The organism is Enterobacter sp. CRENT-193, from assembly GCF_002787395.1.
GTDB lineage: Bacteria > Pseudomonadota > Gammaproteobacteria > Enterobacterales > Enterobacteriaceae > Enterobacter > Enterobacter hormaechei_C.
Map to the genome: position 1 here is coordinate 2,127,992 of NZ_CP024812.1, position 20,902 is coordinate 2,148,893.

General features: G+C 57.0%; 19 protein-coding genes. 8 read left to right on the top strand and 11 right to left on the bottom strand.

Annotated elements, in window-relative coordinates:
* Positions 1–156 precede the first annotated feature (156 nt).
* Both CU081_RS10505 and CU081_RS10510 read left to right on the top strand, forming a co-directional pair.
* Positions 157–1,698 carry a peptide MFS transporter gene (locus tag CU081_RS10505; RefSeq protein ID WP_003860609.1) on the top strand — a complete coding sequence of 514 codons (1,542 nt, stop codon included), beginning with the start codon at positions 157–159 and terminating at the stop codon, positions 1,696–1,698.
* Positions 1,699–1,756: 58 nt separating this feature from the next.
* The gene (locus CU081_RS10510) at positions 1,757–1,978 is read left to right on the top strand and encodes a zinc ribbon domain-containing protein (RefSeq protein WP_003860607.1); all 222 of its coding nucleotides are present in this window, start codon (positions 1,757–1,759) and stop codon (positions 1,976–1,978) included.
* Here the strand turns inward: CU081_RS10510 and CU081_RS10515 are convergent.
* The 3 genes from CU081_RS10515 to xseA are packed head-to-tail and all read right to left on the bottom strand — an operon-like array spanning position 1,975 to position 4,776.
* Positions 1,975–2,325: a protealysin inhibitor emfourin gene (locus CU081_RS10515; protein ID WP_003860606.1), complete on the bottom strand. Its 351-nt coding sequence runs from the start codon at positions 2,323–2,325 to the stop codon at positions 1,975–1,977. The two genes, CU081_RS10510 and CU081_RS10515, sit on opposite strands and share 4 nt — an antisense overlap.
* The gene (locus CU081_RS10520) at positions 2,325–3,344 is read right to left on the bottom strand and encodes a M4 family metallopeptidase (protein ID WP_003860605.1); all 1,020 of its coding nucleotides are present in this window, start codon (positions 3,342–3,344) and stop codon (positions 2,325–2,327) included. Before CU081_RS10520 ends, CU081_RS10515 begins: the two co-directional genes overlap by 1 nt.
* A 58-nt stretch (positions 3,345–3,402) precedes the next feature.
* A complete protein-coding gene (gene xseA, locus CU081_RS10525) occupies positions 3,403–4,776 on the bottom strand; it encodes an exodeoxyribonuclease VII large subunit (RefSeq protein WP_022651571.1) in 1,374 nt (457 codons plus the stop codon).
* Between the two features lie 159 nt (positions 4,777–4,935).
* Between xseA and guaB the strand changes: the two genes are divergently transcribed.
* Together guaB and guaA are read left to right on the top strand one after the other, a co-directional pair.
* A complete protein-coding gene (gene guaB, locus CU081_RS10530; RefSeq protein WP_003860601.1) occupies positions 4,936–6,402 on the top strand; it encodes an IMP dehydrogenase in 1,467 nt (488 codons plus the stop codon).
* 67 nt (positions 6,403–6,469) lie between these two features.
* Positions 6,470–8,047, top strand: a complete 1,578-nt coding sequence (gene guaA / locus CU081_RS10535) for a glutamine-hydrolyzing GMP synthase (protein WP_003860599.1) — start codon at positions 6,470–6,472, stop codon at positions 8,045–8,047.
* Positions 8,048–8,149: 102 nt separating this feature from the next.
* On the opposite strand, the gene CU081_RS10540 is transcribed toward guaA, so the two are convergent.
* Entirely contained in the window at positions 8,150–8,503 is a 354-nt protein-coding gene (locus CU081_RS10540) for a helix-turn-helix domain-containing protein (RefSeq protein ID WP_022651570.1), read from the bottom strand.
* Between the two features lie 338 nt (positions 8,504–8,841).
* Here CU081_RS10540 and CU081_RS10545 point away from each other — a divergent pair, with 338 nt between their 5' ends.
* Both CU081_RS10545 and oqxB read left to right on the top strand, forming a co-directional pair.
* Positions 8,842–10,017 (top strand): efflux RND transporter periplasmic adaptor subunit, encoded by a 1,176-nt coding sequence (locus CU081_RS10545; RefSeq protein WP_022651569.1) that lies wholly within the window; start codon positions 8,842–8,844, stop codon positions 10,015–10,017.
* A gap of 23 nt (positions 10,018–10,040) precedes the next feature.
* Positions 10,041–13,193, top strand: a complete 3,153-nt coding sequence (gene oqxB, locus CU081_RS10550) for a multidrug efflux RND transporter permease subunit OqxB (RefSeq protein WP_022651568.1) — start codon at positions 10,041–10,043, stop codon at positions 13,191–13,193.
* A gap of 66 nt (positions 13,194–13,259) precedes the next feature.
* On the opposite strand, the gene CU081_RS10555 is transcribed toward oqxB, so the two are convergent.
* The 3 genes from CU081_RS10555 to CU081_RS10565 form a co-directional block, all read right to left on the bottom strand.
* Complete coding sequence (locus CU081_RS10555) at positions 13,260–13,739, bottom strand: RrF2 family transcriptional regulator (protein ID WP_003860591.1); 480 nt, start codon at positions 13,737–13,739, stop codon at positions 13,260–13,262.
* Positions 13,740–13,906: 167 nt separating this feature from the next.
* On the bottom strand, positions 13,907–15,295 hold the full coding sequence (locus CU081_RS10560; protein WP_022651567.1) for a sensor histidine kinase: 1,389 nt from the start codon (positions 15,293–15,295) through the stop codon (positions 13,907–13,909).
* On the bottom strand, positions 15,295–15,972 hold the full coding sequence (locus CU081_RS10565) for a response regulator (RefSeq protein ID WP_022651566.1): 678 nt from the start codon (positions 15,970–15,972) through the stop codon (positions 15,295–15,297). The genes CU081_RS10560 and CU081_RS10565 overlap by 1 nt, the downstream gene beginning before the upstream one ends.
* A 203-nt stretch (positions 15,973–16,175) precedes the next feature.
* Here CU081_RS10565 and CU081_RS10570 point away from each other — a divergent pair, with 203 nt between their 5' ends.
* On the top strand, positions 16,176–17,012 hold the full coding sequence (locus CU081_RS10570; RefSeq protein WP_022651565.1) for a MipA/OmpV family protein: 837 nt from the start codon (positions 16,176–16,178) through the stop codon (positions 17,010–17,012).
* 128 nt (positions 17,013–17,140) lie between these two features.
* Here the strand turns inward: CU081_RS10570 and CU081_RS10575 are convergent, their stop codons facing one another.
* The 3 genes from CU081_RS10575 to CU081_RS10585 are packed head-to-tail and all read right to left on the bottom strand — an operon-like array spanning position 17,141 to position 19,646.
* Positions 17,141–17,887 carry an alpha/beta fold hydrolase gene (locus tag CU081_RS10575; protein WP_022651564.1) on the bottom strand — a complete coding sequence of 249 codons (747 nt, stop codon included), beginning with the start codon at positions 17,885–17,887 and terminating at the stop codon, positions 17,141–17,143.
* A gap of 10 nt (positions 17,888–17,897) precedes the next feature.
* On the bottom strand, positions 17,898–18,365 hold the full coding sequence (locus tag CU081_RS10580; protein WP_022651563.1) for a DUF6130 family protein: 468 nt from the start codon (positions 18,363–18,365) through the stop codon (positions 17,898–17,900).
* 51 nt (positions 18,366–18,416) lie between these two features.
* A complete protein-coding gene (locus CU081_RS10585) occupies positions 18,417–19,646 on the bottom strand; it encodes an MFS transporter (protein ID WP_022651562.1) in 1,230 nt (409 codons plus the stop codon).
* 97 nt (positions 19,647–19,743) lie between these two features.
* Between CU081_RS10585 and CU081_RS10590 the strand changes: the two genes are divergently transcribed.
* On the top strand, positions 19,744–20,634 hold the full coding sequence (locus CU081_RS10590; RefSeq protein ID WP_022651561.1) for a LysR family transcriptional regulator: 891 nt from the start codon (positions 19,744–19,746) through the stop codon (positions 20,632–20,634).
* On the opposite strand, the gene CU081_RS10595 is transcribed toward CU081_RS10590, so the two are convergent.
* On the bottom strand, positions 20,631–20,801 hold the full coding sequence (locus tag CU081_RS10595; protein ID WP_017383512.1) for a YfgG family protein: 171 nt from the start codon (positions 20,799–20,801) through the stop codon (positions 20,631–20,633). The genes CU081_RS10590 and CU081_RS10595 overlap by 4 nt on opposite strands.
* Positions 20,802–20,902 lie beyond the last annotated feature (101 nt).

Sequence of the window (20,902 nt, forward strand, 5' to 3'; positions counted from 1 at the left end):
TCTTAAAGTCCAGGGTTCGGTACTAGACAAAACTAGCGCCTGGTTATCAAATGGTTAACCAACATTTCGCCGCATGTAAAAAATCGATCGGATACGTAACCGTTCGGCGTACATGCTGGTGTTTACAAGCACGACACATACCTTTTCGGGAGAATTATGCAATCCTCTGTTAATCAAAAAGAGAGCCGAACCTTCTTCGGCCATCCTTATCCGCTCGGTTCGCTGTTCTTCACCGAGATGTGGGAGCGTTTCTCGTTTTACGGTATTCGCCCGCTACTGATCCTGTTTATGGCCGCCACCGTGTATGACGGCGGAATGGGCCTGGCGCGTGAAAACGCCTCGGCGATTGTCGGTATTTTTGCCGGCACCATGTACCTCGCCGCGCTGCCGGGCGGCTGGCTGGCGGATAACTGGCTCGGCCAGCAGCGGGCCGTCTGGTACGGTTCGATTTTGATTGCGCTTGGGCACCTGTCGATTGCCCTGTCGGCCATCATGGGCGACAACCTGTTCTTCATCGGCCTGATGTTTATCGTGCTCGGCTCCGGCCTGTTCAAGACCTGTATCTCGGTCATGGTGGGGACACTGTACAAAAAGGGCGATGCGCGTCGTGACGGCGGTTTCTCGCTGTTCTATATGGGCATCAACATGGGCTCGTTCATTGCCCCTCTGATTTCCGGTTGGCTGATTAAAACCCACGGCTGGCACTGGGGCTTTGGTATCGGTGGTATCGGGATGCTGGTCGCCCTGATTATCTTCCGCGTGTTTGCCGTTCCGGCCATGAAGCGTTACGACAGCGAAGTCGGTCTGGACTCCACCTGGAACAGTCCGGTAGTGAAACGTAACGGCGTGGGCGCCTGGCTGCTGGCGCTGGCTGTGGGTGTTGCAATCATCGTTACGTTGATTGCCCAGGGCGTGATTGTGATTAATCCGGTCGCGGTCGCCAGCGTGCTGGTGTATGTTATTGCCGCCTCCGTCGCGCTCTACTTCATCTATCTGTTCATCTTCGCCGGGCTGAATCGCAAAGAGCGCGCAAGGCTGCTGGTGTGCTTTATTCTGCTGGTCTCCGCCGCGTTCTTCTGGTCCGCGTTCGAGCAGAAGCCAACCTCCTTCAACCTGTTCGCCAACGACTACACTAACCGCATGATCGGTGATTTTGAAATCCCGGCGGTGTGGTTCCAGTCGATTAATGCCCTGTTCATCATTCTGCTGGCCCCGGTATTTAGCTGGGCATGGCCGAAGCTGGCGAGCAAAAACATTCGTCCGAGCAGCATCACCAAGTTCGTGATCGGTATTCTGTGTGCAGCGGCGGGCTTTGGCCTGATGATGCTGGCGGCGCAGAACGTACTGAGCAACGGTGGGGCAGGGGTTTCTCCGTTCTGGCTGGTGGGTAGTATCCTGATGCTGACGCTCGGGGAACTGTGCCTGAGTCCGATTGGTCTGGCGACCATGACCCTGCTGGCGCCGGAAAGAATGCGCGGCCAGATGATGGGCCTGTGGTTCTGCGCCAGTGCGCTGGGTAACCTGGCTGCGGGGCTGATTGGCGGTCACGTGAAGGCCGACCAGCTGGATATGCTGCCAGACCTCTTTGCCCGTTGCTCCATCGCGCTGCTGATTTGTGCTGCGGTGCTGATCGTCCTCATTGTTCCGGTACGTCGCATGCTGGAAAATGCGCAAACTAAACCGGCTACCGAAGCCTGATACTATTCAGTCTGCCGGGGCAGTTGTCCTGTCCCGGCCCAACTCAACAGGAGAGAGCATGTCGATTACCTGTCCGGATTGCCACGCAGCGCTCGAGCCGCAAAACGGTATCGCGCACTGCGACAGCTGCAATAAAGATATTCCCCTCGAAGCGCGCTGCCCTGACTGCCATCAGCCGCTTCAGGTACTCAAGGCCTGCGGCGCGGTGGATTACTTCTGTCAGAACGGCCACGGGCTGATCTCAAAAAAACGCGTCGAGTTCGTCAGGGCTGGGGCTTAATCGCACACGCAGCCTTCTCCTTTTTGCCATAGCTCAATCAGCGATTCCGGCGCTTCCTGCTCCGGAACCAGCACAATAATATCGGTATACTGCGCCTGATTGTGCCGGGTCCAGATTATCTGAATGCGAAAATAGCGCTGATCGCCGCTGCCCGGAGACGACGCCTGGCCCGGTGGCTGTCCGCGCGGGATAGCCTGTTCCAGAATATTCACCACGCGCTGACGCTGCGCCTCGTTGAGCGTGGAGAGGGCGATCGTGCGCTGACCGCTCAGCTTAGGAATAAAGGCGACGCCGCCTTCCCGGGCCAGCTCAACCACGGCGTCATCCGTCAGTTCCGGTACCTGCATTACAGTACTCCCACCTGTTCCCAGGCTTGTTTAATGGCCGCCCCAACGTCGCTACCGGAGCGTTTCTCGCCGTGGGCGATCGTCAGTTTTGCGAAAGCGTCAAAATCCGGATCCTGCGCCAGGTTGCGATCGCAAACCGTGTCGTACCAGGCATAACCCGCTTTTTCCCAGGCGTAGCCACCGATTGCTGTTGCGGCCAGGTAAAACGCCCGGTTGGGGATGCCAGAGTTAAGGTGTACGCCGCCGTTATCCTCGCGCGTTTTGATGAAATCTTTCATGTGCGCGGGCTGCGGATCTTTGCCAAGGAGGGGATCGTCGTAGGCGGTGCCGGGTTCAGACATGGAGCGCAGCCCTTTGCCGTTAATCCCCGCTGCCAGCAGCCCTTCGCCAATCAGCCAGTCTGCCTGGTCGGCGGTTTGCTTAAGATAGTATTGCTTCACCAGCGAACCAAACACGTCGGATAACGACTCGTTCAGCGCGCCAGATTGTTCAAAGTAAATGAGCCCGGCTTCGGTCTCCGTCACACCGTGGCTCAGCTCATGCGCCACCACGTCGATGGCAATGGTGAAGCGGTTGAAGATTTCCCCGTCGCCATCGCCAAAGACCATCTGCTGGCCGTTCCAGAAGGCGTTTTGATACTCACGGCCGTAATGCACGGTGCCGGTCAGGATCAGCCCCTTATTATCGAGCGAATCCCGCTGATACTCCTTCCAGAAGAAATCATGGGTGATCCCCAGATAATCGTACGCTTCATCCACCGCCACATCGCCGTTGGAGGGCTGGCCTTCATAGCGCACCTGGCTACCCGGCAGCTCCTGGGCCTGTTTCGCATCGTAGATGTCACGCTCAAGCTGACCGGCTTTATTCACATGCGGCGCGGCGGGTTTACCCGGCATATGCGCCATCAGGGTTTGCACATGGGTTAATGTCTGACGGGCGCAGCGCTGCTGGGGCTCTGAACCGCTTTCGATAATACGACGAAGAATATACGGAGGGATGACGCTATGAAGATGGGGCATGCTGCTCTCCTTATCAAAAAAGGCAATAGCAGCAGTATAGTTTGTAACCGGCGAAGATTTATCCGCTTTTACGCTGGCGCGTTTTTTTCACCGGTTTGATCTCTTTTACCTCACTCTCGACCCAGCCGTCAGAAAGCCGGGTGGTGAGTACATCCCCGGCTTTGACCTGTTTCGTCTGCTTCAACACTTTGCCGTCCGTCGCGGTGGTCACACTATAGCCGCGGGCCAGCGTGGAGAGCGGGCTGACGGCTTCCAGATGGGTGACCGCATTGCCAAAACGCTCGCGCGTGGTGCTCAGGCGTGAGCGGATATTTTCCGCGAGGCGATACTCAAGCTGCTGGATCCGCGTTTGTGCGCGATAAATCTTCGGCTGCGGATTCTGCTGGTTCAGACGCTGCGTCGTGCGCTGCTGGCGCGATACCGCCCGCTTAAGCTGGTTATCCAGCGCGAAGTTCATCCGCTGACGCAGACGTTCCAGCACGGTTTGCTGACGCGCGAGACGCAATTGCGGATGCTGCTGTTGCAGACGATGGTGAAGCTGGGTAAAGCGGCGGGTACGGTTGGCGAGGAAGTAGTCCATCGCCATCTCCAGGCGCTGCTGCCCGTTCTGGATCTGACGCAGCAGCTCCTGCTGGTTACGGCTGACTACCTCTGCCGCCGCGGACGGCGTGGGCGCGCGTAAATCCGCGACAAAATCCGCTATCGTCACATCCGTTTCATGGCCGACGGCGCTTACCACCGGGATAAGGCTGGCAAAGATTGCCCGCGCCACGCGCTCGTCGTTAAAGCTCCACAGGTCTTCCAGCGAGCCGCCGCCGCGCCCGACGATCAGGACATCACACTCCTGACGCGCATTCGCCAGCTCAATGGCGCGCACGATCTGCCCCGGCGCATCGTCACCCTGAACGGCAGTCGGGTAGATAATGACGGGCAGGGAAGGGTCACGGCGCTTAAGGACGTGCAAAATATCGTGCAGGGCCGCACCGGTTTTCGACGTGATAACCCCAACGCAGTGGGCTGGTGAGGGAAGGGGTTTTTTAAACTGCTGGTCGAACAATCCCTCAGCCGAAAGCATGGCTTTTAGCTGCTCGTACTTCTGTTGCAGCAAGCCTTTACCGGCGGGCTGCATGCTCTCGACGATAATCTGATAATCGCCGCGCGGCTCATACAGGGTAATGTTGGCGCGAACCAGAACCTGCTGGCCATGCTGAGGACGGAACGTCACGCGACGGTTGCTGTTGCGGAACATCGCGCAGCGCACCTGAGCGGTGTCGTCTTTCAGCGTAAAGTACCAGTGGCCGGAAGCAGGCTGCGTGAAGTTAGAGATTTCACCGTTGATCCAGACCTGTCCCATTTCCTGCTCAAGCAGCAAACGCACCGTCTGATTAAGGCGGCTGACAGTATAGATTGAGGGGGATTGAGAGGATAACATGTGAGCGGGATCAAATTCTAAATCAGCAAGTTATTCAGTCGATAGTAACCTGCTGAGAGGTGAGCGCAAGCATTTTTTTCAAAAAAGTGTGGATGCAATCGGTTACGCTCTGTATAATGCCACGGCAATATTTAACCACCCAGGTCAGAGATATTGCCCATGCTACGTATTGCTAAAGAAGCACTGACGTTTGACGACGTCCTCCTCGTTCCCGCTCACTCCACCGTTCTGCCGAATACTGCCGACCTCAGCACGCAGTTGACGAAAACCATTCGTCTGAACATTCCTATGCTCTCCGCAGCAATGGACACCGTGACTGAAGCGCGTCTGGCTATCGCCCTGGCACAGGAAGGCGGCATTGGCTTTATCCACAAAAACATGTCTATCGAGCGTCAGGCGGAAGAAGTTCGCCGCGTGAAGAAGCATGAATCCGGTATCGTGTCCGATCCTCAGACCGTTCTGCCAACCACCACGCTGCACGAAGTGAAAGCCCTGACCGAGCGTAACGGCTTTGCAGGCTACCCGGTAGTCACTGAAGACAACGAACTGGTCGGCATCATTACCGGTCGTGACGTGCGTTTCGTGACTGACCTGAACCAGCCTGTAAGCGTCTACATGACGCCAAAAGAGCGTCTGGTGACCGTGCGTGAAGGCGAAACCCGCGACGTGGTGCTGGCGAAAATGCACGAAAAACGCGTTGAGAAAGCGCTGGTTGTGGACGCGAACTTCCACCTGCGCGGCATGATCACCGTTAAAGATTTCCAGAAAGCAGAACGTAAACCGAACGCCTGTAAAGACGAGCATGGCCGTCTGCGCGTCGGCGCTGCGGTTGGCGCGGGCGCAGGTAACGAAGAGCGCGTTGACGCGCTGGTTGCCGCAGGCGTTGACGTGCTGCTGATTGACTCCTCCCACGGCCACTCCGAAGGCGTTCTGCAACGTATTCGTGAAACCCGTGCTAAATACCCGGATCTCCAGATTATCGGCGGTAACGTGGCAACAGGCGCAGGCGCTCGCGCGCTGGCGGAAGCGGGTTGCAGCGCGGTGAAAGTGGGTATCGGCCCTGGCTCTATCTGTACCACCCGTATCGTCACTGGCGTAGGCGTGCCACAGATCACGGCGGTTTCTGACGCGGTTGAAGCGCTGGAAGGCACCGGTATTCCGGTTATCGCGGACGGCGGTATCCGCTTCTCTGGCGACATCGCCAAAGCGATCGCCGCAGGTGCCGCAGCCGTGATGGTGGGCTCCATGCTGGCCGGTACCGAAGAATCTCCGGGTGAAATCGAACTCTACCAGGGGCGTTCTTATAAATCCTACCGCGGTATGGGCTCCCTGGGCGCGATGTCCAAAGGTTCCTCCGACCGTTACTTCCAGACCGATAACGCTGCTGACAAACTGGTACCGGAAGGTATCGAAGGTCGCGTGGCGTATAAAGGCCGCCTGAAAGAGATCATTCACCAGCAGATGGGCGGCCTGCGCTCCTGTATGGGTCTGACCGGCTGTGGTACCATTGACCTGTTGCGTACCAAAGCGGAATTCGTACGCATCAGCGGTGCGGGTATCCAGGAGAGCCACGTTCACGACGTGACGATCACCAAAGAGTCCCCGAACTACCGTCTGGGCTCCTGATAAATTTCCGCGCCCGGCTCAATGCCGGGCGCTTTGTTTTGTTTCACTTGCCTCGGAATTAGCGTCAATGACGGAAAACATTCATAAACATCGCATTCTCATCCTGGACTTTGGTTCTCAGTACACTCAGCTGGTGGCGCGCCGCGTGCGTGAGCTGGGCGTTTACTGTGAGCTGTGGGCGTGGGATGTCACGGAAGCACAGATTCGCGAATTCAATCCAAGCGGCATCATCCTGTCCGGCGGCCCGGAAAGCACCACCGAGGAGAACAGCCCGCGCGCGCCGCAGTACGTGTTCGAAGCGGGCGTACCGGTGTTCGGCGTTTGCTACGGTATGCAGACCATGGCGATGCAGCTGGGCGGCCACGTAGAAGGCTCTAACGAGCGTGAGTTCGGCTACGCACAGGTTGAAGTTGTCACCGACAGCGCGCTGGTGCGCGGTATCGAAGACTCTCTGACCGCAGACGGCAAGCCGCTGCTGGACGTGTGGATGAGCCACGGCGACAAAGTCACCGCTATCCCGTCCGACTTCGTGACCGTTGCCAGCACCGAAAGCTGCCCGTTCGCCATCATGGCGAACGAAGAAAAACGTTTCTACGGCGTGCAGTTCCACCCGGAAGTGACCCATACCCGTCAGGGTATGCGCATGCTGGAGCGCTTCGTGCGTGACATCTGCCAGTGTGAAGCCCTGTGGACCCCGGCAAAAATCATCGACGACGCCGTGGAGCGTATCCGCCAGCAGGTTGGCGATGACAAAGTGATCCTCGGCCTCTCCGGTGGCGTGGACTCCTCTGTGACCGCGATGCTGCTGCACCGCGCCATCGGCAAAAACCTGACCTGTGTCTTCGTGGATAACGGCCTGCTGCGCCTGAACGAAGCGAAGCAGGTTATGGACATGTTTGGCGACCACTTCGGTCTGAACATCGTTCACGTGGAAGGCGAGCAGCGTTTCCTGGACGCGCTGAAAGGCGAGAACGATCCGGAAGCGAAACGTAAGATTATCGGTCGCGTGTTCGTGGAAGTGTTCGACGAAGAAGCGCTGAAGCTGGAAGACGTGAAATGGCTGGCGCAGGGCACTATCTACCCTGACGTGATCGAGTCTGCGGCCTCCGCAACCGGTAAAGCGCACGTTATCAAATCTCACCACAACGTGGGCGGCCTGCCGAAAGAGATGAAGATGGGTCTGGTGGAACCGCTGCGTGAGCTGTTCAAAGACGAAGTGCGTAAAATCGGTCTGGAGCTGGGGCTGCCGTACGACATGCTCTACCGTCACCCATTCCCGGGCCCGGGCCTCGGCGTACGCGTGCTGGGCGAAGTGAAGAAAGAGTACTGCGACCTGCTGCGTCGCGCGGACGCGATCTTCATCGAAGAGCTCCACAAAGCTGACCTGTACAACAAAGTGAGCCAGGCGTTCACCGTGTTCCTGCCGGTACGCTCCGTCGGCGTGATGGGCGATGGCCGTAAGTACGACTGGGTTGTTTCCCTGCGTGCGGTGGAAACCATCGACTTCATGACCGCGCACTGGGCGCACCTGCCGTATGACTTCTTAGGCCGCGTGTCTAACAGAATAATCAATGAAGTCAATGGCATATCGCGTGTCGTGTATGACATCAGCGGCAAGCCACCGGCGACGATCGAGTGGGAGTAAGCCCATAACCTTTCCTGCCAAGTTATAAGCAGGTAAGACTGATAAAACCCTCTGTTTACAGAGGGTTTTTCTTTTGTAGCTGATATCCGAACGGGACGTGAGCTACTGGCTCATCTGCCGGGATCCACGGCAGCCGATACTGCGTCGCCATGCCCCTGGCGCCTGACCATACTGACGCTTAAAGCTGCGATTGAAGGACTGCTGAGAGTCAAAGCCCAGCGCGATCGCCACGTTCAGAATCGGTTCATCGCTGTGGGCTAAGCGCTCAACCGATTTTTGCAGCTTTTGCGCGCGAATATATTCGGCGAGAGGGGAGCCGGTATGTTCTTTGAAAAGCCGCTGGAGGTGCCATTTCGAATAGCCGGCTCGCCTGGAGACGGTTTCAATGTCCAGACGGCTATCGAGGTTGTTGTCGATCCAGTCGAGTAAATCGTGAATGAATGCACCCGTGTTCATCTTGCTTCCCCCTACGCCACGCATTAAAAAGCATCTTTGTTTGTTGCACTTAAAGGTGACCCGTTTTTACATTAATTGCAAGTTTTATTGTTGCATTTAAATCCCTGTTCAAAACACGTGATTTACCTTTGCCGCAAATAGCACATAAAGTGCAACAATTATTCTTGCACTTAGTTAAGCGCCTTCCTACAATCGCCGCGAATAGTGTATTCGCAACTGTTACAGTTTTGTGGCGATGAACGACACAAATGGCCTTAAGCCAGCTACCGGACAAAGGAAGTGGCGCGGCGTCTCCCGCTGCGTCTTGCCCGGCGGCTACAATAACCGGAATAAAAATAATGAGCCTGCAAAAAACCTGGGGTAACTTTCATCTGAGCGCGATGGGGGTGGTTTTACTCTCCGTGCTTCTCGTCGGGTGCGATGACAGCGTCGCGCAAAATGCCGCGCCGCAAGCGCCCGTTGTCAGCGCTGCTGACGTGGTGGTGAAATCCATTAGCCAGTGGGACAGCTTTAACGGTCGCATTGAAGCGGTGGAAAGCGTTCAGCTGCGTCCGCGCGTGTCCGGCTACATTGAGAAAGTGAATTACACCGACGGCCAGGAAGTGAAGAAGGGCGAGGTGCTGTTCACCATCGATGACCGAACCTATCGCGCCGCGCTGGAACAGGCGCAGGCGAACCTGGCAAGAGCCAAAACGCAGGCCAGCCTCGCGCAAAGTGAAGCCAACCGTACCGATAAGTTGATCAATACCCATCTGGTCTCACGGGAAGAGTGGGAGCAGCGTCGCTCGGCTGCCGTTCAGGCGCAGGCCGACATTCGCGCCGCGCAGGCGGCGGTTGACGCAGCCCAGCTCAACCTGGACTTCACCAAAGTGACTGCGCCTATCGATGGTCGCGCCAGCCGGGCGCTGATCACCAGCGGGAACCTGGTGACTGCGGGCGATACCGCCAGCGTCCTCACCACGCTGGTCTCGCAGAAGACGGTGTACGTCTACTTTGACGTGGACGAGTCAACCTACCTTCACTATCAAAACCTGGCCCGCAGCGGGCAGGGGGCGTCCAGCAATCACACGGCGCTGCCGGTGGAGATTGGCCTGACGGGCGAAGAGGGCTATCCCCATCAGGGCAAAGTGGATTTCCTGGATAACCAGCTTACGCCGGGTACGGGGACCATCCGCATGCGCGCGCTGCTGGATAACTCACAGCGTCAGTTCACGCCGGGACTGTTTGCCCGCGTACGCCTGCCGGGCAGTGCGGAATTTAAAGCCACGCTTGTTGACGATAAGGCGGTGCTGACCGATCAGGATCGTAAATACGTCTATATCGTGGATAAAGACGGAAAAGCGCAGCGCCGCGACATCACGCCCGGGCGTCTGGCCGACGGTTTACGTATCGTACAGCAGGGGCTGAATCCCGGGGATAAAGTCATCGTCGATGGTTTACAAAAAGTGTTTATGCCGGGTATGCCGGTTAATGCAAAAACCGTTGCCATGACCGCCAGCGCCGCCCTCAACTGATCCCTTACCTGAGAATCCAATCCATGGACTTTTCCCGTTTTTTCATCGACAGGCCGATTTTTGCCGCCGTACTGTCGATTCTGATTTTTATCACAGGATTAATCGCCATCCCGCTGCTGCCGGTGAGCGAATACCCTGACGTCGTGCCGCCAAGCGTGCAGGTGCGCGCCGAGTATCCGGGCGCCAACCCGAAAGTGATTGCTGAGACCGTGGCAACACCGCTGGAAGAGGCGAGCAACGGCGTTGAAAACATGATGTACATGAAATCCGTCGCGGGCTCCGACGGCGTGCTGGTGACTACCGTCACCTTCCGCCCGGGCACCGATCCGGATCAGGCGCAGGTTCAGGTGCAAAACCGCGTCGCGCAGGCCGAGGCGCGTCTGCCGGAAGACGTGCGGCGTTTGGGCATCACGACTCAGAAACAGTCGCCCACGCTGACGCTGGTGGTGCATCTGTTTTCGCCTGGTGGTAAGTACGATTCACTGTATATGCGTAACTACGCCACGCTGAAGGTGAAGGACGAGCTGGCGCGTCTGCCCGGCGTGGGTCAGATCCAGATTTTTGGCTCGGGTGAATACGCGATGCGCGTCTGGCTGGATCCGAACAAGGTGGCTGCCCGCGGTCTGACCGCTTCGGACGTAGTGACGGCGATGCAGGAGCAGAACGTGCAGGTCTCCGCCGGTCAGCTTGGCGCCGAGCCGCTGCCGAAAGAGAGCGACTTCCTGATCTCCATTAACGCCCAGGGCCGCCTGCATACCGAAGAAGAGTTTGGCAATATTGTCCTGAAAACAACGCAGGATGGTACGGTCGTCCGCCTGCGCGACGTGGCGCGGATTGAAATGGGCTCCGGGAGCTATGCCCTGCGTTCCCAGCTGAACAATAAAGACGCGGTCGGGATTGGTATCTTCCAGTCGCCGGGGGCGAACGCCATCGATCTGTCTAACGCGGTGCGCGCGAAAATGGACGAACTGTCCACGCGCTTCCCGGCAGACATGAAGTGGGCGGCACCTTACGATCCGACGGTCTTCGTGCGTGATTCAATCCGTGCGGTGGTGCAAACGCTGCTGGAAGCCGTGGTGCTGGTGGTGCTGGTGGTCATTCTGTTCCTGCAAACCTGGCGCGCGTCGATCATTCCGCTGATCGCGGTGCCGGTGTCGGTGGTGGGTACTTTCAGCATTCTCTACCTGCTGGGCTTCTCGCTGAATACCCTCAGCCTGTTCGGCTTGGTGCTCGCCATCGGTATCGTGGTGGACGATGCCATCGTGGTGGTGGAAAACGTCGAACGAAATATCGAAGAGGGGCTCGCCCCACTTGCGGCAGCGCATCAGGCGATGCGTGAGGTGTCCGGGCCGATTATTGCCATTGCGCTGGTGCTCTGTGCGGTATTCGTTCCGATGGCGTTCCTCTCCGGCGTGACCGGTCAGTTTTACAAACAGTTTGCGGTAACGATAGCCATTTCCACGGTGATCTCCGCCATCAACTCGCTGACGCTCTCGCCAGCGCTGGCCGCGCTGCTGTTGAAGCCGCATGGCGCCCCGAAAGATTTCCCGACCCGGCTTATCGATCGTCTGTTCGGCTGGATTTTCCGTCCGTTTAACCGCTTTTTCCGCCGCAGCTCGACTGGCTATCAGGGGCTGGTGAGCAAAACGCTCGGCCGACGCGGGGCGGTGTTTGTGGTTTATTTGCTGCTGCTTTGCGCTGCGGGGGTGATGTTTAAAGCCGTTCCCGGCGGGTTTATTCCGACGCAGGATAAGCTGTACCTGATTGGCGGCGTGAAAATGCCGGAAGGCTCGTCGCTGGCGCGTACCGATGCGGTGATCCGCAAAATGAGCGAAATCGGGATGAATACCGAAGGCGTGGATTATGCGGTCGCGTTTCCTGGCCTGAATGCGCTCCAGTTCACCAATACGCCGAACACCGGGACGGTCTTTTTTGGCCTGAAGCCGTTCGACCAGCGTAAACATTCCGCGGCGGAAATTAACGCGGAGATCAACGCGAAAATCGCGCAAATCCAGCAGGGCTTTGGCTTTTCGATTCTGCCGCCGCCGATTTTAGGGCTGGGTCAGGGGTCGGGCTATTCGCTGTACATACAGGATCGCGCTGGTCTGGGCTATGGCGCGCTGCAAAACGCGGTGAACACCATGTCCGGGGCGATTATGCAGACGCCGGGGATGCATTTCCCCATCTCAACCTACCAGGCTAACGTGCCGCAGTTGGACGTCCAGGTTGACCGCGATAAGGCGAAAGCGCAGGGCGTGTCGCTGACCGATCTCTTCGGGACGCTGCAAACCTATCTGGGCTCGTCGTACGTCAATGATTTCAACCAGTTCGGGCGTACCTGGCGCGTGATGGCGCAGGCCGACGGGCAGTTCCGCGACAGCGTGGAAGATATTGCGAATCTGCGTACCCGCAACAGCCAGGGCGAAATGGTGCCGATTGGCAGTATGGTGAACATCACGACCACCTACGGTCCGGACCCGGTGATCCGCTACAACGGCTACCCGGCGGCGGATCTGATTGGTGATGCCGACCCGCGCGTGCTCTCTTCCGCGCAGGCGATGACGCAGCTGGACGCTATGTCTAAGCAGATCCTGCCGAACGGGATGAATATTGAATGGACGGACCTGAGCTTCCAGCAGGCCACCCAGGGCAACACGGCGCTGATCGTCTTCCCGGTCGCAGTGCTGCTGGCGTTCCTGGTGCTGGCGGCGCTGTATGAAAGCTGGACGCTGCCGCTGGCGGTGATCCTCATCGTGCCGATGACGATGCTCTCCGCGCTGTTCGGCGTCTGGCTGACCGGGGGCGATAACAACGTCTTTGTGCAGGTAGGGCTGGTTGTGCTGATGGGGCTGGCCTGTAAAAACGCGATTCTTATCGTTGAGTTTGCCCGCGAACTGGAAATTCAGGGCAAAGGCATCATTGAGGCTGCGCTGGAGGCGTGCCGCCTGCGTTTACGCCCGATTGTAATGACTTCTATCGCCTTTATTGCCGGGACTATTCCACTGATCCTTGGTCACGGGGCAGGGGCAGAAGTGCGCGGCGTCACCGGGATCACCGTCTTTTCCGGGATGCTGGGCGTGACGCTGTTTGGTCTGTTCCTGACGCCGGTCTTTTACGTGACGCTGCGTAAGTTCGTGACGCGCGGCAAAGCGGAAAGAGAGGTGTTGCCTGCGTAGGACGTAGCAGATAGCAAAAAGCCGCCTTCACAATGAAGGCGGCTTTTTTTTCGCAGTCTGTCAGGATTAAGGCGCTTTTTTATGCTGCGTACAGAGTTCCGGCACCGGATCGCACCCGCTGGTATCGGCTTTTTTCACCTCTTCCAGCGCGCTGGCGACGGTATGGCGCGCTAAAACCGCTAACGAAGCCTGTTCCGCTTCATCAGCGATTGATTTGAAGTACCAGCAGGCGTTGGCGCTGACCACGCAGCGGGCCGGGACGTCAGGACGGGACGCCCACAGCTTTTTATCTTCAGTGACGGAAAGGTAGATATCACGCAGGGTGATCTCTTCAGCCGGGCGGCCAAGATGAATAGAGCCGTTGCGGCCAAGCGTGGAGACGATAATGCCGTCGCGGGCGAGAGGAACCATTAATTTGCGGATAAAGCTCGGATTCGCTTCCAGGCCGTAAGCCAGGATTGCACTCGTCGAACGTTCACCCGATTGCTCCGCCATCGCTACGCTGAGAACCATCTGCAAAGCTGTCGGGAAGCGGTAATCTAACATTTTTCTGTCCTGGGTTGCGGTGAATCTTGTTCTTTTTGGCACCGCAGAGGTGAATAATCAGTAAGTAACAATATAACAAATACGGTAATTTTATTGAAGCAATCTGCGGCATACGTGAAGTAACGCTGCGCTGACACATGTCAGGACGTGTAGCGCCGGGTTTACGTTCATGCGAACGCCGGATTCGGGAAATCAACGGTCACCATAAGACCACCTTCGGCTGACGTACTCAGATTGACCCTGCCGTTGTGTTGCTGCGTAACGGCTTTGACGATGGCAAGCCCCAGTCCACTCCCGCTTTGGGTCTGATTAGGATCGCGGAAAAATCTGTCGAACACGCGCTCCCGCAGTTCAATCGGGATACCGGGGCCCGCGTCTGAGACGCGCAGCTGAGCGCACTTATCACGCGATTGCAGTTGTACCTCAATGCGTCCACCCTCGGGGCTGTACTTCACGGCATTCTCAATTAAATTGTCGATCAGCGACACCAGACGTTCCCGAATGCCTGCGACATGGATTTCATCGTCGGCGAAGAATTCAAACTCAATTCTGCGTCCGGACGCCAGCGGTTCCAGGGCAGCCATTCGCTCCTGAATAAGCGTTGTCAGCGGCACAGGCGACATCACCGTGCTGATGTGTGCTTCGCTGTGCATCATCAGCAGAAGCTGATTGACGAGACGCGCAGCACGGCTATTGCTGCGAACAATGCCCGCAAGCAGTTCCTGCTGGCTTTCGCTGATGACCCAGGACTGCAATGCCTCGACGTTGATCCGCATCGCGGCCAGAGGCGTACGCAGTTCGTGAGCGGCATCGGCAATAAACATTTTTTCCCTTTCGGCGCTTTCCCGCACCCTGGCCAGAAAGTCATTAATCGCGTCGACCGTCTGGCGAAGCTCCCTGTGTCTGGGGACGGCTTTTAAAGGCGAGAGATCGTCCGGCGTGCGCAATGAAATTTCATCTACCACCTTGTTCCAGGGGCGCATCGCGATGCGGATGGACAGCCACGCGGGGAACAGAAGAAAAGGGATGCATATCATCAGCGGCATGACGTAGTAGCCGCGTGAGTTCAGATAGATAAAGAAATTCCAGCTACCGGCAGGGGTAAAAAGGGTGACCTCCACGTCGGAGTGCGCGGATTTGAGGGTACGGCTTGTCCATGTATGGTCCTCACTCTGGACATGCTGCATGACCCCCAGACGGCTATTTTTTACCCCCGTTGGCGCACCATTCGAAGAAAAAATAATCTCGTTATTCTTGCGAACAATGAGGTTGATGGACAGCTCCGGGTCTTCACCGCCGCCATAGCCCTCCCGCAGCGCCTTGCTGAACGCTGCCAGCACGGCATCACGCGCCTGCGGGCGATCGTCCATGCTCTCTACCAGGGAAAAAACGGTTTCGTAAGTCTCACTGCCCGTCAGTATGGGAGGACTACGCAGGTCTTCCAGCAAAATGAAGGTTAAAAAGAGACACCAGAGCAACGTAAGCAGCAGCATCTGGGCGACCAGCATTCGCCTGACCAGTGTGGGAAGCCTGAGGTGGTGCCAAAAATTACGCATCAACCTGCCGCCTTCTGAACGGGTACGGTATCAATGACATACCCAACGCCTCTCACCGTTCGCACAAAGCCATCGCCAATTTTTCGCCGCAGGTTACCCATATGCACATCAAGTGCGTTGCTGAGGTTTTCTTTCGTGCCAAATAACCTTTCTTCCAGATACCGTCGCGTAAGCACGCGATCGGCGCGCAGCATTAACGTTTCAAGCAGCGCATATTCGCTTGCCGTCAGCTCAACGTGGCGTGCGCTCACCGTTACGCGACGCGTCGGAATATGAAGCGACAAACCGCGAATTTCTATTGCCTCATTTTCAAAACCGTAACTGCGCCGCGCAAGGGCTCTCACGCGCGCCAGCAGTTCGGCGAGAACAAAAGGTTTGACCAGATAATCGTCTGCGCCTGCATCCAGACCGCACAGGCGGTCCTGTAGCGTGCCTCGCGCCGTCAGGATGATGACGGGGACGCCCTTAAGCTGTTGACGCAGGCGCGTCATCAGGCTCATGCCATCGCCATCGGGCAGCCCCAGGTCTAGCAAAATAAGTTCCGGCACGCAGATCCCAAGCTGATGCAGCGCATCCTCTTTGCGGCGTACCCATATGACATCAAATCCTTGATCTGCAAGGGCGATACGTACGCCATTGCCGAGATCCAGGTCGTCTTCAATTAATAGAATTTTCACATTGGTAACTGTATCAACAGTGCATGAAGAACAACTGAAGAAAAAACGGTATCAGGAATTCTTCAGGGTTTACAGAACCTTCACTTGCTTCAGCATTTCTTCATTTACGGCTCATAAGAATCTTAAGGTGAGTATTCAGAATAAGCGCTCTGGCGTTTAACACCGCTTGTATCGCAATTATCTGAATCCAAAGGGCTTCTTTAATGAGAAACATCACACTGCGTCATAGTTTCCCCCGTTCACGCATCGGTCGCAGCATGAAAAGCATCTTGCCGGGGGCCGTCCTGGCGTTACTGGCTACCACGGCCCTGGCGGCAGATCAGCTCCAGGGCAACGTGTTAACCCTGGGAGGCGGCGTGGATGTTGCGCCACGCTATTCCGGTTCGGACAAGAGCCGGGTCTCTGCGGCTCAGGTGGTTGATTACGCGATGGCAAATGGTTTTTTTGTCAGCACCACGCGGGGGATCGGCTACGGCAACAGCTTTGGTAACCTGGACTACAATGCAGCGCTGAGCTATCGCGCTGGACGTAAGGATCGCGACGTAAGCAGCGATTCGATCGCCTCCGGCAGCGACGACCTGCGGGGAATGGGTGACATTAAAGGCTCAGCTATCGTTGTGCCAGGGCTGGGGTACAGGGTGACTGACTGGCTGACCGTGCAGTTGCAGGCAGAGGTTCCGGTTTCTGAGAGAGACAATGGTGAGGCTGTGCATTTCGGCATTGCCAGCCCGATCTATACATCTCCGAAAAATGCGTTAACGCTGGCGCTGACCGGTAGCTGGGGATCCAGTAAGTACGTGCAAACCTATTACGGGGTGAATGCCGCCCAGTCGGCCGCATCGGGTTTTGCCCGACACGATGCCGGATCGGGACTATATGCGTATTCGCTGAACCTGGACTGGACTCATAAGCTCACCTCCCGCTGGAGCCTGCTTGCCGCAGCTGGCGTTACGCAGCTGACGGGAGAGGCTGGCGATAGCCCAATTGTTCAGCGAAAAACGTCTCCTGTGGGAAGTTTGAAGGTGACGTACAGCTTCTGATGGTTAAGAGTGGGGGGAAGGCGCGTCTGTGAAAACCGCACATAACCCCGTTGCAGGAGCCAGAAGTGCATAAAGCCCGCAGGATGGCGTGGCCCGAAGTCGGACCGTTCATCATGCGGGCTTTTTTATCACTGTTGACCCGATAACGCCTGTTCAATCGTACGGGTAACGACGTCCGGCTGGCTGACCATCGATACATGGCTTGCCGCTACCTCCGTGGTGTTGGCGTTGATTTTCTTCGCCATTGCGCGCTCAAGCTCAGGATTGATCATCCGGTCATTTTTGCTGATCACATACCAGCTCGGTTTGTCATGCCAGGCGGCATGCGCGACTTTCTCCCCAAACGCATCGGCCTTAATAGGGCTTTGCGTCGCGGCAATCACGCTGCGCTCAACGTCCTTCACGTCAGGGGCAAAATTCTCGCTGACCGCTTTTGTCGGCAGATATAAATACCCCTCTGACGTTTTAGCGAGGCTGGCGCTCCCTGGCGGAGCAGGATAACTGTCTGCCAGATCTGCGGTCGACTGGCCGGAATCCGGCGCAAAAGCGGCAACGTAAACCAGAGACTTCACCCGCGCATTATTGCCCGCTTCGCTGATTACCGACCCGCCCCAGGAGTGCCCGACCAGCACAACGTCGCCATGAGCCCGGGCGATAGCACGCTGCGTGGCGGCGACATCATCTTTCAGAGACGTGAGCGGAAGTTGTAACGCAATGACCTCGGTATGGTGTTTTTGCAGCCGGGTAATCACCTTATTCCAGCTGCTGCCGTCGGCAAACGCCCCGTGCACCAGCACCACGCTGGCTTTAGTCTCTGCCAGCGCGCTGGTGGAAACCGCCAGCAGCGCCGCTGTTAATACAGACAATGCTTTCATAACAGGCTCCTTAAAAGTGGTGAACCGCGGCGTGTGGCGGCACGGTGAATTCAACGGTTTTATGGTCGATGGGCTTATGCGTCGGGTCGGCAACGATGATGGTTACCTTGTGTTTCCCGGCGGGCAGCCCGACCAGGATCACCGGCTCGCCGCTGGTATCAGCCCAGTGCCAGGGCGCGTCATCCACCACAACGTGAATATGGCCGATACGCGGAGTGACTTTCAGCGCGTCGGGTCCAAATACAGGTTCAATGCGCAGGTTTTCGACGCGGTACTGAATAAAGACTGCACCTTTACTCAGCGGTCCCGCCAGCGGTGGGTCGACGATCAGTTTTGCTGGCGGCTGGGGTTTTTCCTGCGGCGATACGGCGGCCGGGCCATTAACATCAGCAGCGCTCAGGCCATCTAACGGTGCGGCCCGTGCGCCAGCAAAGGACGTCAGCGCAAATACAGGAAGCAGGAAATATCGACGAATCATCTGTGTCTCTCCTCATCAGTTTATTATGGCGAGGGATACAGAAGACCATTTTTATGTATCGGGGATGTTTGCTTCTGCGGGCGTTTTGTACCGGTTTGTCAGCGTAGCGCTCGGGATACAGTGCGATACAGTTTGTTTGCCTGGGCTGCGCACGAGCGCCACTGCGAACCCCGCAATGACCAGCGTCAGTCCTGCGGAAACCCACATTCCGCCTGTTATACCCAGCGACTTATTCAGCCACGCATACGCAAACGGAGAGGCGGCTGCCATCAGTTGGCCTGGAATAAGCAGCAGCCCCGTGCGGCTGGCATAGCGCTCTGTACTAAACAGTTCCAGGGGTAGCGTCGCTTTGACGATAGTCACCAGCCCGTTAATGGCACCAAAGCCGAACACAAATCCGGCGGCACACCAGGCCAGCATGTCGCTGCTCAGTCCGATGAGAAAACAAAGCGGCATGGCGAGCGCAGTGAAAAGCGTCAGTTTTAGCGGAGTGAGGCGCGCCCCTGCCAGCACCTCCATAAGGCGCGCACCGGTCTGCCCCATTCCCCACAGCATGCCGACGGCGACCGGCAGGCCGAAGCTGGCGATAAATTCGGGAAGGTGTGTAGAGGTGCCGTTAGAGACGAAGGTGATGAGAGCAATGAAGGTTGCATAAAGCCAGCCATTACGCCTGTCATGAGGGGAAACCTGCGTACATGCTTTGGGCTTGACCGTAAAGCGCTGGCGCGGGAAGCGCCGAAGAAGCAGGGCACTGAGCAGACCGAACAGGGCGTAGATCTTCAGCGCATCCTGCCAACCCATCACGTTCAGTAAGGCGTCTCCCAGCGGCCAAAAGACAGCGGACGCCAGCCCGCCTGCCAGGGTGACACGAGAGATTGTCCTGCGTGCCTGCGGTCCGTATAGGTTCACAAGAGCGGAGAAAAGCGCATCATACAGCGACAGGCGCATCCCGATGCCGGTCAGCAACCAGGCGCCATACCAGCCTGAAAGTGTGGGCGTAAAGGCCATTGACAGACAGCTTACGGCGATCAGCAAGGTCCCGCTCATTACCACCCTTTGTCCACCAAAACGCGCCAGCAGAGGAGCGACAAACGGCGAGACAATAGCCATAACCAGCATGGCCAGCGTCAGGCCAAGATAGATTTTGGGGGACGACCAGCTTCGGTCTGCTGTAATGGCATGAGCAAAGGTTCCCGGCATGTAAAAGGAGATCCCCCAGTTAATGAGTTGATTACATCCCGCAGTGAGCGCAAGACGGCGAGGGAGTGCAGGTGTTTCCATTATTTTTCATTCCGTTAGGCAGTTGTCCCGAGCATACAGGGCGCGGTATTGTGCTGGCAGAGCCGTATCCTTATTCACCCTATAAGAGAAACTTTGCATGACGACGCTCAATCTGGGACACCTCGCCACTTTTCGTCTGGTCGTTCAACGCGGCAGCTTTTCTGCGGCAGCAGATGTAATGGGTATTTCCCAGCCCGCCGTCAGCCTGCAAATACGCCAGCTGGAGCAGTTTCTTCAGACGCGGCTGATCGAACGTACGGGGCGTGGAATCAAAGCCACTGCTGCCGGTGAGGCGCTACGGGTGCACGGTGAACGTCTTGAACTGGCGGTTGAGGAGACAATTCATTCGGTTAGCGCGTTCAATCAGGAAGTGAGCGGCACCATCACGCTTGGCACGGGCGCGACGGCCTGTATTCATCTGCTTCCAGCGCTGTTGCAGCAGCTTCGTGAGGAGTATCCCCTGTTACGGATCGGAGTGACGACGGGAAATACGCCAGATATCGTCAGGGCGATTGAGGAGAATCGGCTGGATATGGGGCTGGTCACGCTACCGGCGAGCGGTCGTACGTTGGCGATTATGCACGCGATGCAGGAAGAGTTTGTCTGGATTGGCGCGCAGGTTCAGCCGGAAGAAGGGGAGCAGTTTACGCCAGACTCTTTATACGCTCAGCCGCTCATTGCGTTTGAGTCGGGCAGCGGTACGCGAACGTTGATTGACGGCTGGTTTGAAGCCCGCGGACTAGCCGTCTCACCGGTTATGCAGCTTGGCAGTATTGAGGCCATCAAACGCATGGTACGTGCAGGGCTGGGCTACAGTATTGTGCCGCGAATGGCGGTGGAGCATGCCGACGACCGGGAGGGATTACGCGTTCAATCGTTAACGCCCGTTCTGCGCCGGCAACTGGCGATAGTGATGCGTCAGGATAAGATCCTCAGCAAAGGGATGACGGTAATTATTCGGCTGTTACAGCGTGAACATGGACGTTAGCGCTCGGGCGAATCCACTACGAGGCCTGATTGCTGCGACTGAATTTTGTCCTGATGGTGATACCAGGCGCCAATGGAGGAATAAACAAAGCGGCCAAAGAAAAACAGGAAACTGATGAGCAGTATGATGCGGGTCATCCGGGTGTTAAATCGATGTCGTTTTCGCATACGCGTAGCCTGACTCACTTTCTTTTCCTGAGTATACCCTTTTGGGCGATACGGCTATTAAGGCACAGCCGCAAGTCTGGGTCAATTCGGCGAAATGTAAA